12 protein-coding genes and 1 tRNA gene are annotated in these 19,247 nt (G+C 72.4%); 6 read left to right on the forward strand and 7 right to left on the reverse strand.

Translation table 11 applies throughout. The features are described 5' to 3' along the window. Nucleotides 1-5: 5 nt before the first annotated feature. The 5 genes from ettA to KY5_RS14225 form a co-directional block, all read right to left on the reverse strand. Nucleotides 6-1,670: an energy-dependent translational throttle protein EttA gene (gene ettA / locus KY5_RS14205; RefSeq protein ID WP_098242594.1), complete on the reverse strand. Its 1,665-nt coding sequence runs from the start codon at nt 1,668-1,670 to the stop codon at nt 6-8. 155 nt (nt 1,671-1,825) lie between these two features. Continuing rightward, entirely contained in the window at nt 1,826-3,220 is a 1,395-nt protein-coding gene (locus KY5_RS14210) for a Cys-Gln thioester bond-forming surface protein (protein WP_098242595.1), read from the reverse strand. Between the two features lie 339 nt (nt 3,221-3,559). After that, nucleotides 3,560-4,003, reverse strand: coding sequence for a single-stranded DNA-binding protein (locus KY5_RS14215; RefSeq protein ID WP_098242596.1), 444 nt, complete (start codon nt 4,001-4,003; stop codon nt 3,560-3,562). A gap of 123 nt (nt 4,004-4,126) precedes the next feature. Next, a complete protein-coding gene (locus tag KY5_RS14220) occupies nt 4,127-5,995 on the reverse strand; it encodes a YfjP family GTPase (RefSeq protein WP_098242597.1) in 1,869 nt (622 codons plus the stop codon). Between the two features lie 4 nt (nt 5,996-5,999). Next, nucleotides 6,000-7,715 carry a dynamin family protein gene (locus KY5_RS14225; RefSeq protein ID WP_098242598.1) on the reverse strand — a complete coding sequence of 572 codons (1,716 nt, stop codon included), beginning with the start codon at nt 7,713-7,715 and terminating at the stop codon, nt 6,000-6,002. Nucleotides 7,716-7,986: 271 nt separating this feature from the next. Here KY5_RS14225 and KY5_RS14230 point away from each other — a divergent pair. The 6 genes from KY5_RS14230 (at nt 7,987) to KY5_RS14255 (ending at nt 16,927) form a co-directional block, all read left to right on the forward strand. Next, nucleotides 7,987-8,059 (forward strand) — tRNA-Arg (locus KY5_RS14230). Nucleotides 8,060-8,307: 248 nt separating this feature from the next. Beyond that, on the forward strand, nt 8,308-10,260 hold the full coding sequence (locus KY5_RS14235; protein ID WP_098242599.1) for a TerD family protein: 1,953 nt from the start codon (nt 8,308-8,310) through the stop codon (nt 10,258-10,260). 254 nt (nt 10,261-10,514) lie between these two features. Next, complete coding sequence (locus tag KY5_RS14240) at nt 10,515-11,318, forward strand: DUF4239 domain-containing protein (protein WP_098242600.1); 804 nt, start codon at nt 10,515-10,517, stop codon at nt 11,316-11,318. 183 nt (nt 11,319-11,501) lie between these two features. Then, complete coding sequence (locus KY5_RS14245) at nt 11,502-13,274, forward strand: hypothetical protein (RefSeq protein ID WP_234362728.1); 1,773 nt, start codon at nt 11,502-11,504, stop codon at nt 13,272-13,274. 122 nt (nt 13,275-13,396) lie between these two features. Then, nucleotides 13,397-15,832: a tetratricopeptide repeat protein gene (locus tag KY5_RS14250; protein ID WP_098242601.1), complete on the forward strand. Its 2,436-nt coding sequence runs from the start codon at nt 13,397-13,399 to the stop codon at nt 15,830-15,832. A gap of 87 nt (nt 15,833-15,919) precedes the next feature. Next, nucleotides 15,920-16,927 carry an NAD-dependent epimerase/dehydratase family protein gene (locus tag KY5_RS14255; protein WP_098242602.1) on the forward strand — a complete coding sequence of 336 codons (1,008 nt, stop codon included), beginning with the start codon at nt 15,920-15,922 and terminating at the stop codon, nt 16,925-16,927. 320 nt (nt 16,928-17,247) lie between these two features. Here the strand turns inward: KY5_RS14255 and KY5_RS14265 are convergent, their stop codons facing one another. Further along, nucleotides 17,248-18,369, reverse strand: a complete 1,122-nt coding sequence (locus KY5_RS14265; RefSeq protein ID WP_098242603.1) for a sensor histidine kinase — start codon at nt 18,367-18,369, stop codon at nt 17,248-17,250. Nucleotides 18,370-18,373: 4 nt separating this feature from the next. Further along, nucleotides 18,374-19,210: a response regulator transcription factor gene (locus KY5_RS14270; RefSeq protein ID WP_098242604.1), complete on the reverse strand. Its 837-nt coding sequence runs from the start codon at nt 19,208-19,210 to the stop codon at nt 18,374-18,376. Nucleotides 19,211-19,247 lie beyond the last annotated feature (37 nt).

The raw sequence follows: 19,247 nt of genomic DNA on the forward strand, positions 1-19,247 counted from the left end.
CTGCCTCAGCCCCGGGTGAGCTTCTTGTAGGTGGCGCGGTGCGGACGGGCCGCGTCCGCACCCAGGCGCTCGATCTTGTTCTTCTCGTACGACTCGAAGTTGCCCTCGAACCAGTACCACGTCGACTCACCCTCGTAGGCGAGGATGTGCGTGGCGACCCGGTCCAGGAACCACCGGTCGTGGGAGATCACGACGGCGGCACCGGGGAACTCCAGGAGCGCGTTCTCCAGGGAGGACAGGGTCTCGACGTCGAGGTCGTTCGTCGGCTCGTCGAGGAGCAGCAGGTTGCCGCCCTCCTTGAGCGTCAGGGCCAGGTTGAGGCGGTTGCGCTCACCACCGGACAGGACGCCCGCGGGCTTCTGCTGGTCCGGGCCCTTGAAGCCGAAGGCGCTGACGTACGCGCGCGAGGGCATCTCGACCTGGCCGACGTTGATGTAGTCGAGCTCGTCGCTCACGACCGCCCAGAGGGTCTTCTTGGGGTCGATGTTGGCGCGGCTCTGGTCGACGTAGGAGATCTTGACCGTGTCGCCGACCTTGATCTTGCCGGAGTCCGGCGCCTCGAGGCCCTGGAGCATCTTGAACAGCGTGGTCTTGCCCGCGCCGTTCGGACCGATGATGCCGACGATGCCGTTGCGCGGCAGCGTGAAGCTCAGGTCGTCGATCAGGACCTTGTCACCGAAGGCCTTGGAGAGGTTCTCGACCTCGACGACGATCGAGCCCAGACGCGGGCCCGGCGGAATCTGGATCTCCTCGAAGTCCAGCTTCCGCATCTTGTCGGCCTCGGCGGCCATCTCCTCGTACCGGGCGAGGCGCGCCTTGGACTTGGCCTGACGCCCCTTGGCGTTGGACCGCACCCACTCGAGCTCTTCCTTGAGGCGCTTGGCCCGCTTGGCGTCCTTCTGGCCCTCGACCTTGAGACGGGACTGCTTCTTCTCCAGGTACGTGGAGTAGTTGCCCTCGTAGGCGATGGCGCGGCCGCGGTCGAGCTCCAGGATCCACTGGGCGACGTTGTCCAGGAAGTAGCGGTCGTGGGTGACGGCGATGACGCAGCCCGCGTACTGCGCGAGGTGCTGCTCCAGCCAGTTCACCGACTCGGCGTCGAGGTGGTTGGTGGGCTCGTCGAGGAGGAGCAGGTCGGGCGCCTCGATGAGGAGCTTGCAGAGCGCGACGCGGCGCTTCTCCCCGCCGGAGAGGTTGACCACGGGCCAGTCGCCGGGCGGGCAGCCGAGCGCGTCCATGGCCTGCTCGAGCTGGGCGTCCAGGTCCCACGCGTTGGCGTGGTCCAGGTCCTCCTGGAGCTTGCCCATCTCCTCCATGAGCGCGTCCGAGTAGTCCGTCGCCATGAGCTCGGCGACCTCGTTGAAGCGCTTGAGCTTGCCCATGATCTCGGCGGCGCCGTCCTGCACGTTCTCCAGGACGGTCTTGGACTCGTCGAGCTGCGGCTCCTGCATGAGGATGCCGACGGTGAACCCGGGCGTGAGGAACGCGTCACCGTTCGACGGCTGCTCCAGGCCGGCCATGATCTTCAGCACCGTGGACTTACCGGCGCCGTTGGGTCCCACGACACCGATCTTCGCGCCAGGCAGGAAGCTCAAGGTGACGTCATCAAGGATCACCTTGTCGCCGTGCGCCTTGCGCGTCTTGCGCATGGTGTAGATGTACTCAGCCAAGAGAAACCGTCCGGCAATCAGTGTGTGGGCAGATACACCCCATCTTGCCGTACAGCCAGCCCCCGGCGGAAACCGGATACTCACCGTCTCCGCCGGGACCGCTCCCACCTGCGAGGCCGCCCGTCGCGCACTGCGGTTGCGCGACTACCGGCTGCTCACTCCTCGGTCGACGCCTGCGCCGGGTCCTTCTTCTTGCGGAGGAGGAAGATCGCCAGGCCGCCGATCACGACGAACGCCACCGCGACCCCCGCGATCAGGGGCGTATTGCTGGAGCTGCCGGTCTCTGCCAGGTCGCCGCCGCCCGAGGTGCCGCCCGCCGAGGCGGGGCTCGGCTCGGAGACGGGCTGGGCCTTGTTGTCGATCGAGGCGCCCTCGGTGCGGCAGTCCAGTACGCCCTTGAAGCGCTTCTCGAAGCCGTTGGGCCCCTTGATCGTGAAGTCGTACGGCTGGTCTTCCTGGAGCGGGATCGTCACCGTCTGCGACGCGCCCGCCTCGATCGTGTGCTTGAAGCCCATGAGCTGGAACGTGAACGGCTCGTCGCCCTTGTTGCCCGCGGTGATGTCCACGCCGCCCTTGGCGCAGTTCTTCTCCGCGGAGAGCGCCGGTATCGCGCCCTTCTCGGCCCAGTTGGCGGTGGCCGTCGCCGAGACCGTCGACTCGCTGGAGCCCGCGAGGATCTGCGTCTGGCTCCTGGTCTCGGAGGTGAACGCCCGCCCGACGGGGACGGTGGTCGACGCCTGCACGGAGAGCGCGGCCGAGCCGTCCGGCGCGTCCTTCGGTACGTCGAAGTAGACGCGGCTGCCGTCGGCCGCGGACTTCACGGGCTTGCCGTCCTTGCCGACGACCTTCACCCCGCTCGCCGCGGAATCGGTGGGCGGCGTCACCGTCACCGCGTCCGCGTCCGTCCGCACGGTGACCGGGCCGACGCGCTCTCCCGCGCGCCCGGAGACGGCCTGCGGTTCGAGCGTCAGCGACGCCTTGGGCTCGGCGCTGCCGCGCGCGCTCCTGTGCAGGTAGTCGGCGAGCTTCTCGGCCTGCGGGTCGATCGCGTCGACCTTGGCGCCGTCCGAGTACCGCCAGATCGCGACCTGCGTACCGGCCGCCGCGGTCTCCTCGGTCAGGGAGCGCGCGCCCGCCTTCTCGGCGAGTTCGGCGAGGTCGTTCACCTGCGGGTAGGAGTGCTGCAGGATCCAGCGGATCTTGCCCGCGTTGCGATTGGCGTTCAGCGAGGTGCCGCTCCAGGGGGTCTCCTGGTACTTGGCGTCCTTCTGCGTGGGGTTGTGGATGTCGATGCAGTACGTCTGCAGCGTGCCGCCGTTCTCCACGGACATCTCGAAGAGTCCTGCGGGCACCTGCTCCGTGCTGCCGCCGTCTCTGACCACGGCCTGGCCGTACGTCTGCAGGCCGTTCAGCGTCGCGACCGCTCCGCCCCGGTGCTGCGGCGCCTCTTCCGCCTGGGCCGCACCCGCTCCGGCTATCGCGCCCGCGGCGACGAGCCCCGAGACCGCGGCGACAGCGGCGAGGCGGGCTCCGATGCCGCGGCCGCGCATGGACGACGCACTACGCGCAGTAAACGCTGAAAACACTGAATTCCCCTCCGGGCGGGACCCGTTCGCATGAGGGGGGGTGGTCCCGCCAGCAGATTGAAAAGGGCAGGATCACCCGCCACCTGCATGGCCGTGCCTGCCAAACTGCCCCGTGAGTTACCTCCGGCATCCTAAGGAAGCGGCACACCACCGACCCCAGTCATACCGTCGGATAACCGATCCGACTCGGAATCGTTACCCCCAACACCCGCTCCGAGCTGGGCTTATCGACAAATCAACGGCATTCATTCGCCAATAAGCCGCACTTCGGGCACCCGCGCGGAGGCCCCAACTGACGACCCGTCACCCCACCGGCGATGGCTCTCCGTCACGCTCCGCGCCGCGTTTTCCGTCCCGCTCGGCCACCGGTTCCGTCAGTGCCGGATTCGCCTTGAGCACCCGGCGGAACGCCGCCGTACCGCGCGAGAGGTCGTGCCCGACGACGAGCGCCTCGATGTCCGCCGACGTCCAGTGCTGCCCGCCGCGCTCCTCGTCGCGCACCCTCAACCGCCCCTGCACGATGACCGGTTCACCCACCGACACCGATCCCTGCACATTGGTGCCGAGCGCCCGCCAGGCCCACACGGTGAAGAAGTTGGTGTGCCCGTCGGACCACGTGTTCTGCACGCGGTCGTACTTCCGCGTCGGGACCGCGAGCCGGAACCGCGCCACCGGTCCCGTCGGCAACTCCCGGTACACCGGCGTCGTCGCGACGTTCCCCACCACCGTCACCATGGTCTCGTTCATGCCGAACCCCTCCCGTGCGTCCGCTTCCGCCGCCGCGCCCTTCGCGGCTGCGATCTCAGACTGCACCGGTCGCGCCGAGCCCGCTGAGCCCTGTGTACCGCCGCCCGGTTGTGGAAATCCCCGTCACCCGATGGAGGGAGCCCCGGCCACCCGGACGTACTGCTCCCGCACCTCGCGATACCGCAGCAGTTCCGCCGCCACCGGATCGAGGACCCGCGCCCGCCCGCACCCCGCGGCCGCCTCGCGCAGCCGCCGTTCCACGTCGAGGCCGTAGCGGCGTGCGGGGCCCCGCGCCGCCATCCGGCTCGCCCACTCCACGCACGGACCGCCCACGATGCCCGCCAGCATCAACAGCGCGGGCACGCCCAGGTTCGGCTGCGCGACCCCGATGATCTGCCCGACCAGCCAGAGCCCCCCGACGATCTGAAGCATCGTCATGGCCGCCTGCGCGAGGACCGCAACCGGCCACCAGCCGGGCCGCGGCGGCCGTCCCGCCGGCACGCCCGCGGTCACCGCCAGTTCGTCGAGCGCCTCCGGCAGCCCCTCGGCGCCGCGTACCGCCGCCTCCCGCACCGCCTGTCCCCAGGGCGCGGGCAGCCCGGTCGCCGCCTCGTCGGCCACCGTGCGCACGGCGTGCTCGACGCGCTGACGGGCCGTCGCCTCCTCGTCCGCGGGCGGCTCCACGACCGGTCCCGTGCCGATCTGCGGCGTGCGCTGCGCCTCGTACCACCGCCACAGCCGGAACCAGGGGTCACCGCACGCCTTGCCCGCGTTCCTGCGCCAGGACCGCTCCGCCGCGTCACCGGCCGCGGTCGCCCCCACGGCGTCCGCGAGCCGGTCGGCGAACTCCTCGCGCGCCTCCTCGCTGAGCCCGACCCGCCCGCGCCCCCGGCCCGACGTCGCCCCTTCGACGTACACGGGACGCAGCCGGGCGGCGGCCGCGTCCAGGTCGGCCGAGATCCGGCGGGCCGCCGCGCCGCGCTCCTGGGTGAACTGGCCGAGCGCTTCGCGCAGTTCACCCAGCCCGTCGCCGGTCAGCGCGGAGAGCGCGAGCACGGTGGCGCCCGGCTCGCCGTGCTCGCCGAGCGCGATGCCGTCCTCGTCCAGGAGCCGCCGCAGATCGTCGAGCACCTGGTCGGCGGCGTCCCCGGGGAGCCTGTCGATCTGATTGAGCACGACGAACGTGATCTCCGCGTGGCCCGCCATGGGCCGCAGATACCGCTCGTGGAGCATCGCGTCGGCGTACTTCTCGGGGTCGACGACCCAGATGACCGCGTCCACGAGGGCCAGGATCCGGTCGACCTGCTCGCGGTGTTCGCCGACCGCCGAGTCGTGGTCGGGCAGATCGACGAGGACGAGCCCCTGGAGGTCGTCGGCGCCGGGCCCCTGGAGAGGGCGACGCCGCAGCCGTCCGGGGATGCCGAGCCGGTCGAGGAGTCCCGCCGCGCCGTCCGTCCAGCTGCACCCGATGGGCGCGGCGGTGGTCGGCCTGCGCACGCCGGTCTCGGAGATCATCACCCCGGCGAGCACGTTGAAGAGGGTCGATTTCCCGCTGCCCGTGGCGCCCGCGATGGCGACGACGGTGTGCCGTTCGGAGAGCCTGCGCCGGGCGGCGGCCTCGTCCAGGACGCGGCCCGCCTCGGCGAGGGTGCCCCCGTCGAGTCGGGTGCGGGAGAGCCCGACGAGCTCGCGCAGCGCGTCGAGCCGGGCGCGGAGCGGTCCTTCGTACGACGTGGGGGGCGCGGTCGGCGCGTACGCGTGCGTGCCGGTGCCGGTGCCGTTGCCCGTGTTGGTGCCAGTGCCGGTGCCGATGCCGATGTCCCGTGGCCCGCCTGCCATGCGCCGCGCGATGAGGCCGTCGTCCCAGGCGCCTTCGGAACCACCGTCAGGCCGCCCGGGCCTCCCGGACCTCTCCGGCCTCTCGTCGTACTCGGTGTCATCCGCGCGATCGGCATGATCGGCGTGATCGGCGTGATCAGTGACGGCGGTCATGCGGTCACCTCTCCTTCTGCAGTACGGACAGGGCGGCGATCAGCTCGGCCTGGGGTTCCGGGTGGACGTCGAGGGCGTCCAGGGGGGCGAGCCTGCGCTCCCGTTCGGCGCCGAGGACCTTCTCCAGGTAGTCGGTCAGCAGGCGCCCGCCCCTGTCGCGCAGCCGGACCGCGCCCGTGGCGCCGATCCGTTCGGCGAGGATCTCGCCCGCCGCGCGGGCCCTGCGCCCGCCGAGCAGGGCGGTGGCGAGCAGGGCGGCGACGGATTCGGGGTCCGGCAGGGGGCTCTTGTCGATCCGCTCGATGCCGCGCACCTCGTCCTCGGCGTACTCCTCCAGGACGCGCCGCCACCTGCGGACGGCCATCCCGATGCGGTGCTCGGCGCTCTCCGCCTCCGGGTCGCGGTCGGCGAGCCCCTGGGCGCCCGCCGCGGGTTCGCGGCGCCACGCCTCGTCGATGCGTTCGTCGGCGGCGGTGACGGCGCACAGGAGCAGCGCCTCCAGGCTCTCGGCGATGGCGTCGAGCAGTTCGCCCGCGCCGCAGTCGAGCGGGTAGCTGCGCCAGCGCTTCAGGGCTCCCCCGGCGAGCACGCCGCCCGCCTGGAGACGGCCCCGCACGCGCGCGTGCTCGTTCTCGTACGCCTCGTCGACGGCGGCCGTGAGCCGCAGCGCGGCCGCGTACTGCGCGGCGACGGCGCTCGCGAGCTCCGGCATCCGGGCGCTGAGCGAGTCGATGACGCCGTGCGCGGTACGGGCGACGGCCTGGGCGCGTGCCGCGGGCTCCTGAACGCGGTGCGTGAGCCAGGCGCGCAGCGGCGCGACGGCGGTGGCGGGAAGCAGCCCGCCACCGCCCGCGGACTCGGGCAGCTCGGGGACGGTGAAGCGCGGGACGTCGCCGAGGCCCGCCTTGGAGAGCAGCGCCCCGTACTGCCGCGACACCTCGGTCACCACCTGGTGGGGGACGCGGTCGAGGACCGTGACGAGGGTGGCGTCGTGCTCCTTGGCCGTGCGCAGCAGGTGCCAGGGCACCGCGTCGGCGTACCGGGACGCGGTGGTGACCATCACCCATACGTCGGCCGCGGAGATCAGCTCGGCGGCCAGCACCCGGTTGTCGGCGACGAGCGAGTCGACGTCAGGGGCGTCGAGGAGGGCGAGCCCCCGGGGCAGGCTCTCCGCGGTCTCGATCCGCAGCGCCCGCTCCCCGTCGGCCCCGTCGGCCCCGTCCGCGCCTCCGTAGAGCCCCGGCAGGTCGTCGTCGCCGTCGCCACCGTCCTCGTCGTCCTCGCCCTCCGAGGGCTGTTCCTGGGGCATCCACACGCGCGTGAGGTCCGGCAGGACGCGCATCCCCGCGAACCAGTGGTGATCATCCGGATGGCAGACGAGCACCGGCGTACGCGTCGTGGGCCGCAGCACCCCCGCCTCGCTGACCTGCCGCCCCACCAGGGAGTTCACAAGAGTGGACTTACCCGCTCCGGTGGACCCGCCGACGACGGCGAGAAGGGGCGCTTCGGGCGCCCTCAGCCGGGGCACGAGATAGTCGTCGAGCTGCGCGAGAAGCTCGTCCCGGTTGGCACGCGCGCGTGGCGCCCCCGGCAGGGGGAGCGGAAAGCGTGCGGCGGCGACACGCTCGCGCAGGGCGGAGAGTGCGTCAAGCAATTGAGGCCGTACGTCCAAGGTCACCACATGCGAAGAATGCCCAATTTTGGCGGCTTTCTGAAGCATATGGAAGCCTCTGCGCGCCGATCGGACACAGGGGATGGAAGGGGCGACTGGGGGCGCAGGCATAACGAGTGCACAACACCCGGGGCGTGAGACGCCAAAAGCGATGCGAGATTCGCACCTGCCTGCGATTATCAGGACCGCTTCACTGAACCTCCACATCACGGCGCGGAGGTGAAGCATCAGGGACAGGGCCCCGGGAGCCCTATCCTTGTCCCCGGCAAGGTCACGGATCTCCCCCACATCCGGACTCCATGCCACCCGGCCACACCCGGCCCCCGTAGCTCAGTGGATAGAGCAGGCGCCTTCTAAGCGCTTGGCCGCAGGTTCGAGTCCTGCCGGGGGCGCTCATGTCCGTGCGGTGTTCCGCCCTCCCCTGGGGAGGGCGTTTTTGCTGGCTCGGGGCACGTTAGCGAGTACTCCGTAGTGACGCGGTAAGGACCACAGGCCACTGAACGGCGAGGTGGTCGGCAGTCCGACCGGGGATGACCTCTTGCCGCCGAGCCCCCCCATCGACGGCACCTAGTCACCACGTATCGGCACAAATAGACATTCAGGTTGATGGAACGGTTGATTCCGCAGCATCCTTTCCGGCATGGCTGCTGTCCCCTCCCCCTCCCTCGACCTCTCCGGGCTACGGAGCTACGCCTTCGACTGGGCGCTCGTGGACGTGGAGACCTCGGGGCTCATCGCCCGGCGGGACCGCGTGCTGTCGATCGCGGTGGTGACCATCGGGCGGGACGGTGCGCAGACCGGGGAGTTCTCGACGCTGCTTAATCCCGGGTGCGATCCCGGGCCCGTGCACGTACACGGCCTGACCGCCGAGCGGCTGCGCGGGGCCCCGACCTTCGAGCAGGTGGCAGGGGAGATCGGGGCGTTGCTGCGGGACCGGGTCCTGGTGGCGCACAACGCGCAGTTCGACTACGACTTCCTCGCCCACGAGTTCGCGCGGGCCCGCGCCTATCTGCCGGTCTCCCAGCGTCTGTGCACTCTCGCACTCAACCGGCAGGTGGATCTGCCGCTCCAGGACATGAAACTGGGCACGCTGGCCGCGCACTACGGAGTACCGCAGACCCAGGCGCACGACGCGCTGGACGACACCAGAGTCCTCGCAGGGATCTTCCGCGCCACGCTGCGGGAGGCGGCCCTGCTCGACCTGCCGCTGCCGCTGGTGGCCTGCCCGCCCCGGCAGGACTCGCAATTCACTCCCAAGCCGCCGAAGACACCCTGCGCGTACCGCAATCCTGGGCGACTGCAGCCCGGCGGCCCGCTCCTCCAAGGCATGAAGATAGCCATCACCGGGGAGACCGCGACCTCGCGCGCGGAGCTGGTGGCGCGGTCGGTCGCTGCCGGGCTGAACATGGTGTCGTCGGTCAGTCGGCACACCAGTGCGCTGGTCACCAACGACTCCGCGTCCGGGTCGGCCAAGGCCCGGCGAGCCGTCGCCGAGGGCGTGCCGATCATCGACGAGCCCGCCTTCCTCCGGTTGCTCGGCGACGTACAGACCGGCACGCTCCACCAGGCGTCTGCGCCGAAGGCCGCCGCCCCGGTGCCGGAGGTAGTTGTTCCGATGCCGGAGACCGTTGTTCCGGTGCCGGAGGCCGTTGTTCCGATGCCGGAGACCGTTGTTCCGGTGCCGGAGACCGCCGACCAGGCACTGGAAGCGGTCGTTCCGGCGCCGCGCCCGCCGGAGCCCGAAACGACTCCGTCGGCGGGCAAGCCGCTGGCCGGGCAGCGGGTGCTCGTCCTGGGCGGTACGCACGCCGACGCGGTCGCGGCCCGTACGCGCATCGTCGCGCTGGGCGGCTCCGCTGCCGTCAACCTCTCGTGCAGCGTCACCGACGTCGTCGTACTGGCCGGAGGCGAATACGACCGCCGCAGGCGCCGAATCGCGGATCTGGGGCTTCCGCTGCACGACGAGCACTGGCTCAGCTCGCCGACAGCCGCCGCCGGGCGGGCGGACGGGGCCGCTGACGGCACGGCACCGACCGCGGCCCGGCCCTCCGCTCCGCGCGTACTGCCGCGCGGCGGTGTCGTCGACCTGCCCGCACCGCCGTCCGGAACTCCCGCACTCCCCTGGCACGTCACCGCGAGCTGGGTCCCACAGGACCTCGCCGAGATCGACGTCGTCGCATTCGTGCTCGACGAGGACGAACAGGTCACCTTCGACGAAGACTTCGTCTTCTACGGCGCACCGGAGAACCCCGGCGGCACGGTCCGCCTCCTCACCGACGGCCCCGCCGAACAGACCGTCACCATCGACCTCGCCTCGCTCCCGCCCGCCTCACGCACAGTCGTCATCGCGGCCGCCATCGACGGGGGCGCGACCTTCGGCGACATCGGTGCGATCCAGGTGGCCGCCGCGCCGGACGACAGTGCCGCGGCACTTGCACAGGCCACCCTGGACGCGGCCACCAGCGAACGCACCCTCCTCCTCGCCGAGATCTACCGCCGTGGGTCCGTCTGGCGCTTCCGTGCCGTCGGGCAGGGGTACGACCACGGACTCGCCGGCCTCGCACGCGCCTACGGAGTCGACATCAGCGACTGAACGTGGCGTGCCAGGCACGGGGATCACCGGGTATCAGTCGGCAGTCGGGCGGGCTCTCGCTCACGCTCGCGGGAATCAACGCTCTCCGGAGGACACCGTCGTGGCCGCCCACTGGCCCAAAGCATGTCCCTCGTGCGAGGGCGAGCAATCGTTTCGCCAGTTCGGGACGGTGGCCCTCCGGGCAAGATCGCGCAGCGCCTTCCGCGCCCCGCTGTCCCTGCCGCGCCGCCCCACCGCCCCGGAGATGCCCATCCATGGTCCTCGTCATCGTCGTCGCCGTTCTCGCCCTGCTCGCGGGGCTGGCCGCCAACCGTTTCCTTCGGCCCCGGCTGCTCAGTGAGGACGACGGCAGTGGCATGGCCGTCAAAGACCTCGTCGGGCCTCTGCTGACCCTGACCATCCTTCTGCTGGCCTTCGTCCTGGTCACCGCCAACGGCTCCTACGGCAAGGCCGAAGTCGCGTCGCGGGGTGAGGCACGCGCTCTGGACCAGCTCGTGGAGACCGCCGAGTACGCGCCCTCGGACCAGCGGGAGCGGATCCAGGCCGACGCCGTCTGCTACGCGCGCGCCGTGAGGATGCGGGAATGGCCCGCCATGGCCGACGGCAACGGGTCCGCGGCGCCCAACGTGTGGTCCACCGACTTCCGTCACACCTTCCGTCCGTTGCAGGGCAAGCCGGTCTTCGGCATGCTGATCGCCGCCGACAACAAGCGCTCCGACGAACGCGAGGAGCGGCTCACCCAGGCGACCGCCAGCATCCCCAGCGTCATCTTCTGGTTCCTGCTCGCCACCCTCACCATCACCGTGGTGGCCCTCGGCATCTGCCTGCCCCGCAAGAACAACCGCGGGCAGATGATCACCCTCGCCGTGATCACCGCGCTGCTCACCACCACGCTGTGCGTCATCCGGGACGTCGACCGGCCCTTCGGCGGCATCGTCGACGTCCGGCCGACCGCCCTCACCGAAGTCGAACGGCAGGCCACCCGCGACTTCCACGTGCACAACACGGCCGCGGAACTGCCCTGCACCCGCGAGGGCGAGCGCCGCGGCAACAGGTAGAGCACAGGTGTGACTGACGGTGCGACAGGCCCGACCCTTACGGTTGTCACGGACGCCCGGGTCCCCCGCCGCACATCTGAAGGGTTGCGAGACAGCTTGAACTACGCTAGCGACCATGCCCCGCGAGCCGCGAGCCGCGAGCCGCGAGCCGCGTAGGCAGCGCCGGACGCTCGGGGGGTCGGGGTGGCCGCGCGCTTCGCTGACATCCCGTTCCTGCGGGTCCCCGTAGGTGACGATGCCCATCGCTGGCACACCTTCCCCGGCGAGCGCACGCTCGTCGTCGCAGCCCGCACCCTCACCTCCACCATCCGCGTCCTGGAGGTCCTGCCCGCGCTGCTGCGCGGCGATGCCCGGGTCACCGCGGTCTTCGCGCACGACCCCGGGTCCGCCTTCAGCGACGGCGCGATCGACCTGCTCCACGACGCGGGCTGCCGCGTCATGCCGTGGGAGCAACTCCCGCACGTCGAACCCGACTTGATCATCAGCGCCAGCGAGCACATCGACCTGCCGACCGGACGCTGCCCGGTGCTGGTCCTCCCTCACGGGGTCGGCTTCCAGAAGTACGTTCCGGACTCCCGTGCCCCGCGCGAGCGCCTCTCGGGCGTCGTGCCGGACGAGCTGCTGGAGGCGGGGCGGGCCTGGCTCGCGGTCTCGCACCCCGAGCAGGAACGGCAGTTGGCCACCGCCCACCCGAAGACCGCCGGACGCACCCTGCTCGTCGGCGATCCCTGCCTCGACGAACTGCTCGTGAGCGAAGACCGGCGGGAGGGTTACCGGGCCGCTCTGGGCGTTCAGGACAACCAGCGCCTGGTGATGGTCAGTTCGACCTGGGGGCCGACGTCGCTCATCGCCCGGAACCCCGAGCTGCCCGCACGGCTCCTCGGCCAACTGCCCTGGGACACCCACCGAGTCGGCCTGATCCTGCACCCCAACGTATGGTCGGCGCACGGAGCGTGGCACATCCGGACGCTCCAGGCCGCCGCCCTCGACGCCGGGCTCCTGCTCATGCCGCCCGTGCACGACTGGCGGCCCGCGCTCGTCGCCGCCGACGCGGTGATCGGCGACCACGGATCCGTCACCCTCTACGGGGCCGCGCTCGGCCGACCGACCGCTCTGGCCACGCACGGCAGCGAGGCCGTGCCCGGCACCGCGAGCGCCGACCTGGCCAGGATCGCGCCCCGGCTCGATCCCGAGGGCGGGCTCCTGACGCAGGTCGACGGCGTCATGCAGGACCACGCGGACCACCGCCACGATCCGTACGCCGATGTGGTCGCCCGCGCGTTCGAGCTGCCAGGGACCGCGCTCGCCCGCCTGCGTGAGGCCGTGTACGAACTGCTCCGCCTCCCTCTTCCGCCGACCGACGCGCCGCGCCCCCGCGCCCTCGCCGCCCCGGCCGATCCCTCGGCCCCGGTCACCTCGTGGGTCGTGGGCACCCGCCTGGGCGGCGCCGAGGCCACTGCCCCCGGCCGCCTCACCATCGGCGTCAGCCGCTTTCCCTCCTCTGTCGGCCGGGAGCGGCCCGAGACCGAGCGGTCCTTCTGGCACCTCGCGGTCGAGCCCGCCGAGGAACGCGACCGACACCTCACCGAGAGCGCCTCCGTCCTGCTCGGCTCCACACCCGCGCCGGACCCCGCCGCCGCGCTGCACTGGGCCCGCGCCACCTTGGCGCGCTGGCCCGGAAGCCTCCTCGCCGCGAACGGGGTGAGCTCCGGGGTGTGTCTGGTGAGCCTGCGCGACGGGAGCGCCGTGGAAGTGGCCGCCGCCGACGCCCCCGACACCCCCGACACCCCCGTCACCCCCGGCGCCTTCGTCGATCCAGCGCTTGCCGCCTCCGTCGTCTACGCCTGCCTGCGGGCCGGCATCCCCCCGTACGGGATCGACGTGAACCTGCGCCTCGACGGCGCGGCGGACGGCGACCGTGAGACGCGGCTGCGGCTGCGCCCCCGCATGCCCTGAAGCCCCCGACCTCGACGTTCTTCATGGACCTGCTACCCACGCGATGGCGATCCCTCTACGGTGGTCATCGGTACGAGAAGCACGGCTGATGCGGCAGCACGGCGGTACGCGAAGGGGACCCTGTGGCGATCGAGGTGGCGGCGCTCGCCGCGTCGGGTGCGACGAGCACGGTGGTCGGGCTCGCCGTCACGGAGGCATGGACCCAGGCGCGTACCCGCCTCACCCGCCTGTTCAGCCGACGCCAGCGTCAAGGCGGCGATCCCCAGACCGACACCGACACCGACACCGACGATGTCGAGCAACTTCGCTCCGCCGTGGCGCAGTTGGCCGACTCGTTGCAGTCGGACAGCCCGCATGCCGTGGGCGATTGCGCCGATCAGCTGCGGCGACGGATCCGGCACGCCTTGCGGCAAGGTTCCGAGACTGCTCAGGAACTGGTCGATCTCTTAAGCGACATGCGCGGCTCGGCGGGAGAACCCCCGTCGGACCCCCCGATCTCGTACCACGTACCCGAAGCCCTCCGCCGCCCTGGCCCACCCTCACAAGTACCGGCCCTGCGCCATCACTTCATCAATCGCTCGGACGAGCTGGCCGTTCTGAACGGGCAGTTCGACTGGGGCGCCGATCCCTCGCACGTGGACGTCCGCGTCCTCGCCGGTCCGCCCGGAGTCGGGAAGTCGGCGCTCGCCCACTACTGGGCGCACGCGCGCCGGACCCGCGAGCACTTCTCCGACGGTCGGCTCTACGTGGACTTCGCGGCGCTGCGCAATCACGCGGGCGCGGACGTCACCGAAGCCGTCGGCCACTGTCTGCGCTCCCTCGGAGTGGCCGACGCCCACCTGCCCCCGTCCCTCGGCGAACGCACCGCGCTCTTCCGTGACCGGACGGCCGACCTGCGCGTCCTGCTCGTACTCGACGACGTGTCCTCCCCCGCGCAGGTGCGGGCCCTGATCCCGAACGGTCCGGGCAGCGCCGTGCTCGCGACGAGCACGGCCAAGCTGGGCGAACTCACCCTCGACGGCGCCCGCCCGCTGCCCCTCGAGCCGCTCACCGGGGCCGCCGGGCTCCTGCTCCTCGCCGACCGGTGCGGTCAGGAGCGGGTGGCCGCCGATCCCGAGGCCGCCGAGCGCGTGGTCGGCCTCTGTTCGGGCCTGCCGGTCGCGCTGCACGTGGCCGCGGCCCGGCTGGTGAACGAGCCGCGCCTCACGCTGGACGCCCTCGCCGCCGAACTCACCGACGACGGACGGCGGCTGTCCGCGCTGAGCGTGGGCGGCGAGTCCCCGGTGTCCGCCGTCCTCGACTCCGCCTACCGGCAGCTCTCCGCCGACCTGGCCCACGGCTACCGGCTCCTCGGCTGGATCCCCGGCCCGACCTTCGACGCGGCGACAGCGGCGGCGGCCACCGGCCAGGACCTGGAATCGGCCCAGGTACTCCTCGACGTCCTCGAGGACATGAGCCTGGTGGAGCTCACGGAGGAACGCCGGTACCGGTTCCACGGCCTCGTCCGTCTCCACGCGCGCGAGCGCGCGGGCGTGGAGGAGCCGTTCGGCACCGGGCTCGCGGTGACGGAGCGCGTGCTGACGCACTATCTGCTCCTGACAGCGCTCGCCGACCGCTCGGAGCGTGCGGACCGCCTGCGCGTCGCCGATCTGCGCACCCTGCTGGCCGAGCAACCCGATCCGTTCGCCGCGCCGAACGGGCCGCGCCCGCTGGACTGGCTGGCGGCCGAGCGCGCGAACATCATGGCGGTCCTGCGCGCGGCGGACGAACCCGCCCTGCACACGCCCGGCTGGCAGTTGGCCGAGTGCTTCACCGTCCTGTTCCTGCACCACCGCCACCTCGGCGACTGGCGGGAATCCCTGGAACTCGGCGCGCGCTACGCGGCCGCCGCGGTGGCCCCTGCCGCCGAGGCGCGGCTACGGAGTCTGCTCTCCCGCCCCCTGATGGACACCGGTGAACACGAGCGAGCGCAGCGCGAGTTGGCGACGGCGCGCTCCTGCGCGGAGATCGCCGACGACCCGGTGCTGTACGCCTCGGTCCTGGAGTTCTCCGGCCGGTACTGGGACCGCTTCGACCCGGACCGGGCCGTGGCGGCGTACCGGCGCTCCATGGAGCTCAACGCACAGGGCGGGGAGCCGCGCGGAGCGGCCATCGCCGCGTTCTTCCTCGGCCGCGCCCAGGACGCGCGCGGCGACCACGACGAGGCCGTCGACACGCTCAGCCGCGCCCGCACGGACCTGCTCGCCCTGCCGACGCCCGACCGCCGCATGGCCGCCCGGGCCACCGCCGCGCTCGGACGCGCCCTCGACAACCTGGGCAGGACCGGCGAAGCCGTGCCGATCCTGCGCGAAGCGGCGCACACGCTGGAGCTGGTCGAGGGCCACGCCTACGAGGCCGAGGCCCTGCTCGACCTCGTCTCCATCGCCGAACGCCCCGGCGCCGACCGCTCCACGCTGCGGGACGACCTGACCAGGGCCATCTCCCTCCACACGAAGATGGGGAGCCCGCTGGCGGAGGGCCTGCGCGAGCGTCTGCGCCGCTCGGCCGACCGAGACTGACGCTGGGCTCCGAGAAGGTCTTACGGAGCGGTGACGTGCGGGGCGTGGCGCTGGGGTCCTGCCGGTGCGGCGCCTAGCGTGCGAGTCATGCGTGTACTGGTCACCGGCGGAGCCGGGTTCATCGGGTCCCATGTCGTCGAGGCGCTCGCGGCGCGGGGGCACGAGCCCGTCGTGTTCGATGTGCGGGAAGGAGCGGGTGCCGACGTCCGGGACCGCCACGCGGTATCCCGCGCGCTGTCCGGCGTGGACGCCGTGTGCCACCAGGCGGCGATGGTGGGGCTTGGCAACGGCTTCGCCGACGCGGCGGAGTACGTGTCGCGCAACGACCTCGGCACCGCCGTCCTGCTCGGCGCCATGGCCGACGCGGACGTACGACGGCTCGTGCTCGCCGGGTCGATGGTCGTCTACGGAGAGGGCCGTTACGCCTGCGAGCGGCACGGTGTGGTGCGTCCTGGGCCGCGGTCCTCCGAGGATCTGGCGGCCGGGCGCTTCGAGCCCACCTGCCCCTCCTGCGGCGCGGCGCTGCGGCCGGGCCTCGTCGGCGAGGACGCCCCCGTCGACCCCCGGAACGTCTACGCGACGACCAAGCTCGCGCAGGAGCACCTGGCGGCGGCCTGGGCCCGGTCGACGGGCGCAGCGGCGGTGTCGCTGCGCTACCACAACGTGTACGGGCCCCGGATGCCCCGCGACACCCCGTACGCGGGCGTCGCCTCCTTCTTCCGCTCCTCGCTCGCCCGGGGCGAGGCGCCCCGCGTCTTCGAGGACGGGGCGCAGCGCAGGGACTTCGTCCACGTACGGGACGTGGCCGCCGCCAACGTCGCGGCACTGGAGGCGGGGTCCGCCCCGGCGGAGGGCGCGCTCGCGGTCTACAACACCGGCAGCGGTGAGCCGCACACCGTCGGCGAGATGGCGCGGGCCCTGGCCGACGCGTACGGCGGCCCCGATCCCGTCGTCACCGGGGAGTACCGGCTCGGCGACGTACGCCACATCACGGCGGACTCGTCACGGCTGCGGTCCGAGCTGGGGTGGCGGGCCGAAGTCGGCTTCCAGGAGGGGATGAAGGAGTTCGCGGAAGCGCCGCTGCGCGGGGAGTGAGGCGGGAGACGAGAGGTGGGAAGCGGGAAGCGCGAGGCGGGAAGCGCGAGGCGGGAGGCGGGAAGCGCGAGGCGGGAGTCGTGAGGCGGGAAGCGGGAAGCGGGAAGCGGGAAGCGCGAGGCGGGAAGCGGGAAGCGGGAAGCGCGAGGCGGGAGTCGCGAGGCGGGAAGCGGGAAGCGCGAGGCGGGAGTCGCGAGGCGGGAAGCGGGAAGCGGGAAGCGGGTGACGTGAGGGCGCGAGGCGGGAAGCGGGTGACGTGAGGGCGCGAGGCGAGAGGCGGGTGACGCTGAAGGTGCGGGCCGGAGCCGGGCGGCGGGGCCCTATCCCTCGACCGCCGGTAGCGCCGGCAGCGTCACCTCGAAGCGGCAGCCGCCCGGGATGTTCCGTACGGCCGCGTGCCCCTTGTGCGCCTCGACGATGCCCCGGACGATCGCCAGGCCGAGGCCCGCCCCCGCAGGGGGCGTACGCGCGTGCGTGCCGCGCCAGCCCGTGTCGAAGACGCGCGGCAGGTCCTCCTCGGGGATGCCGCCGCAGCCGTCCGTGACGGACAGGACCACGCCTTCGGGCGAGCGTTCGGCCGCCACGGCGACCGTGCCGTCGGCCGGTGTCCTGCGGATCGCGTTGACCAGCAGATTGCCGAGGACCCTGCTCATCTCCTTGCCGTCCACCTCCACCGGCACCGGCTCGACCTGGTCGCCGACCAGGCGTACGCCGTGTTCACGGGCGAGCGGGTCCGCTCCGGCCAGGGCGTCGCCGACCAGGTCGTACAGCGACATCCGGGACGGGGAGAGCGCGAGGGCGCCCACGTGGATGCGGGAGAGTTCGAAGAGGTCGCCCACCATGCCGTTGAGGCGTTCGACCTCGGTGCGGATCTGGCGCAGATAGCGGTCGGGGTCGGCGGCGACCCCGTCCTCGAGGGCTTCGGACATCGCGCGCAGGCCCGCGAGCGGCGTACGCAGGTCGTGGGAGATCCAGGCGACGAGTTCCCGCCGGGAGGTCTCCAGGGCGCGCTCGCGGTCCCTCGACTCGGCGAGCTTGGCGCTGGTGGCGGCGAGTTCCCTGCCGAGGGCCTCCAGTTCGGCGGTCGCCGGTACGCCGGGGGCGGCGAAGTCGCCGCCGTCGCCGAAGGAGCGTGCGGCGACGGCGAGTTCACGGCTCCGGGCGACGACCCAGCGGCCGAGCAGCAGCGCGGTGGCCAGCGAGACGGCGGCGGCCATCGCGACCACGGTGGTGACCACGGTCAGGTCGTGCGGGGACAGGAACATCGCCCAGGCCACGGCCAGCGTCCCGGCGAGCATCGCGCCCACGGCCACGGACGCCACGACCGCGATCGACGCGGTGAGCGAGCGGCGGCGCAGCAGGCGCAGCGCGACGGCGCCGAGCAGTCCGGCGCCGACCGCACCGAGGAAGGCGAACAGGGCGATGAGGAGTATGTCGCGCACGGCCTCAGCCGTCCTTACGGGCGGCGGCCCGGTCGCCCGTATCGGCAACGGCCCGGTCGGCGCCGGGTGCGGGTGCGGGCGGGCCCACCGGATCGGAGCCGGCCGGATCGAAGCGGTAGCCCACGCCCCAGACCGTCTGGATCAACTGTGGGCGGGCCGGATCCTTTTCGATCTTGCCGCGCAGGCGGCGCACGTGGACCGTGACGGTCGACAGGTCGCCGAAGTCCCAGCCCCAGACCTCGCGCATCAGGTCCTCGCGGCCGTACGCGTGACCGGGGTGGGCCAGGAAGAAGGCGAGCAGGTCGAACTCGCGGAGGGTGAGGGCGAGTTCGGCGCCGTCCTTGGTGGCGCGGCGGGACGCGGGGTCCGCGGTCAGACCGGCCGCGGCGAGGGGGCGTCCCTGCGCGCCGCCGGGCCGGGTGCGGCGCAGCACGGAACCGACCCGCAGGATCAGCTCCCTGGGGCTGAAGGGTTTGGTGACGTAGTCGTCCGCGCCCACTTCGAGCCCGAGGATGCGGTCGTCCTCGTCGCCGCGCGCGGTGAGCATGATGACGGGTACGGGGCCGCGCTCGCGCAGCCGCGCGCACACCTCGAGACCGTCGATGCCGGGCAGCATGAGATCGAGGACGACCAGGTCGGGCCGGTGCGCGGCGGCCCGTGCGAGCGCGGCGGGCCCGTCCGCCGCGCGGTCCACCACATACCCGGCCCGTTCGAGGTACCCGGCGACGACCTCGGCGACGGTCGGGTCGTCGTCGACGACGAGGATCCGGTCGGCTCCGGCGGGCGGGGCCGCGACGGACGCCTTCTCCGCTCCCGTCGCCTCCTGCGGCTTGTGCTCCATGACGCCAGCCTCGCACCGTGGCGCGCTCGGCGCCGCA

The sequence above is a fragment of the Streptomyces formicae genome, assembly GCF_002556545.1.
Taxonomy (GTDB): Bacteria; Actinomycetota; Actinomycetes; order Streptomycetales; family Streptomycetaceae; genus Streptomyces; species Streptomyces formicae_A.

Bases quoted from the DNA above. Each gene is read 5' to 3' on its own strand.
- KY5_RS14210 (WP_098242595.1), bottom strand. From the start codon at position 3,220: ATGCGCGGCCGCGGCATCGGAGCCCGCCTCGCCGCTGTCGCCGCGGTC.
- KY5_RS14215 (WP_098242596.1), bottom strand. From the start codon at position 4,003: ATGAACGAGACCATGGTGACGGTGGTGGGGAACGTCGCGACGACGCCG.
- KY5_RS14220 (WP_098242597.1), bottom strand. From the start codon at position 5,995: ATGACCGCCGTCACTGATCACGCCGATCACGCCGATCATGCCGATCGC.
- KY5_RS14225 (WP_098242598.1), bottom strand. From the start codon at position 7,715: ATGCTTCAGAAAGCCGCCAAAATTGGGCATTCTTCGCATGTGGTGACC.
- KY5_RS14235 (WP_098242599.1), top strand. From the start codon at position 8,308: ATGGCTGCTGTCCCCTCCCCCTCCCTCGACCTCTCCGGGCTACGGAGC.
- KY5_RS14240 (WP_098242600.1), top strand. From the start codon at position 10,515: ATGGTCCTCGTCATCGTCGTCGCCGTTCTCGCCCTGCTCGCGGGGCTG.
- KY5_RS14255 (WP_098242602.1), top strand. From the start codon at position 15,920: ATGCGTGTACTGGTCACCGGCGGAGCCGGGTTCATCGGGTCCCATGTC.
- KY5_RS14270 (WP_098242604.1), bottom strand. From the start codon at position 19,210: ATGGAGCACAAGCCGCAGGAGGCGACGGGAGCGGAGAAGGCGTCCGTC.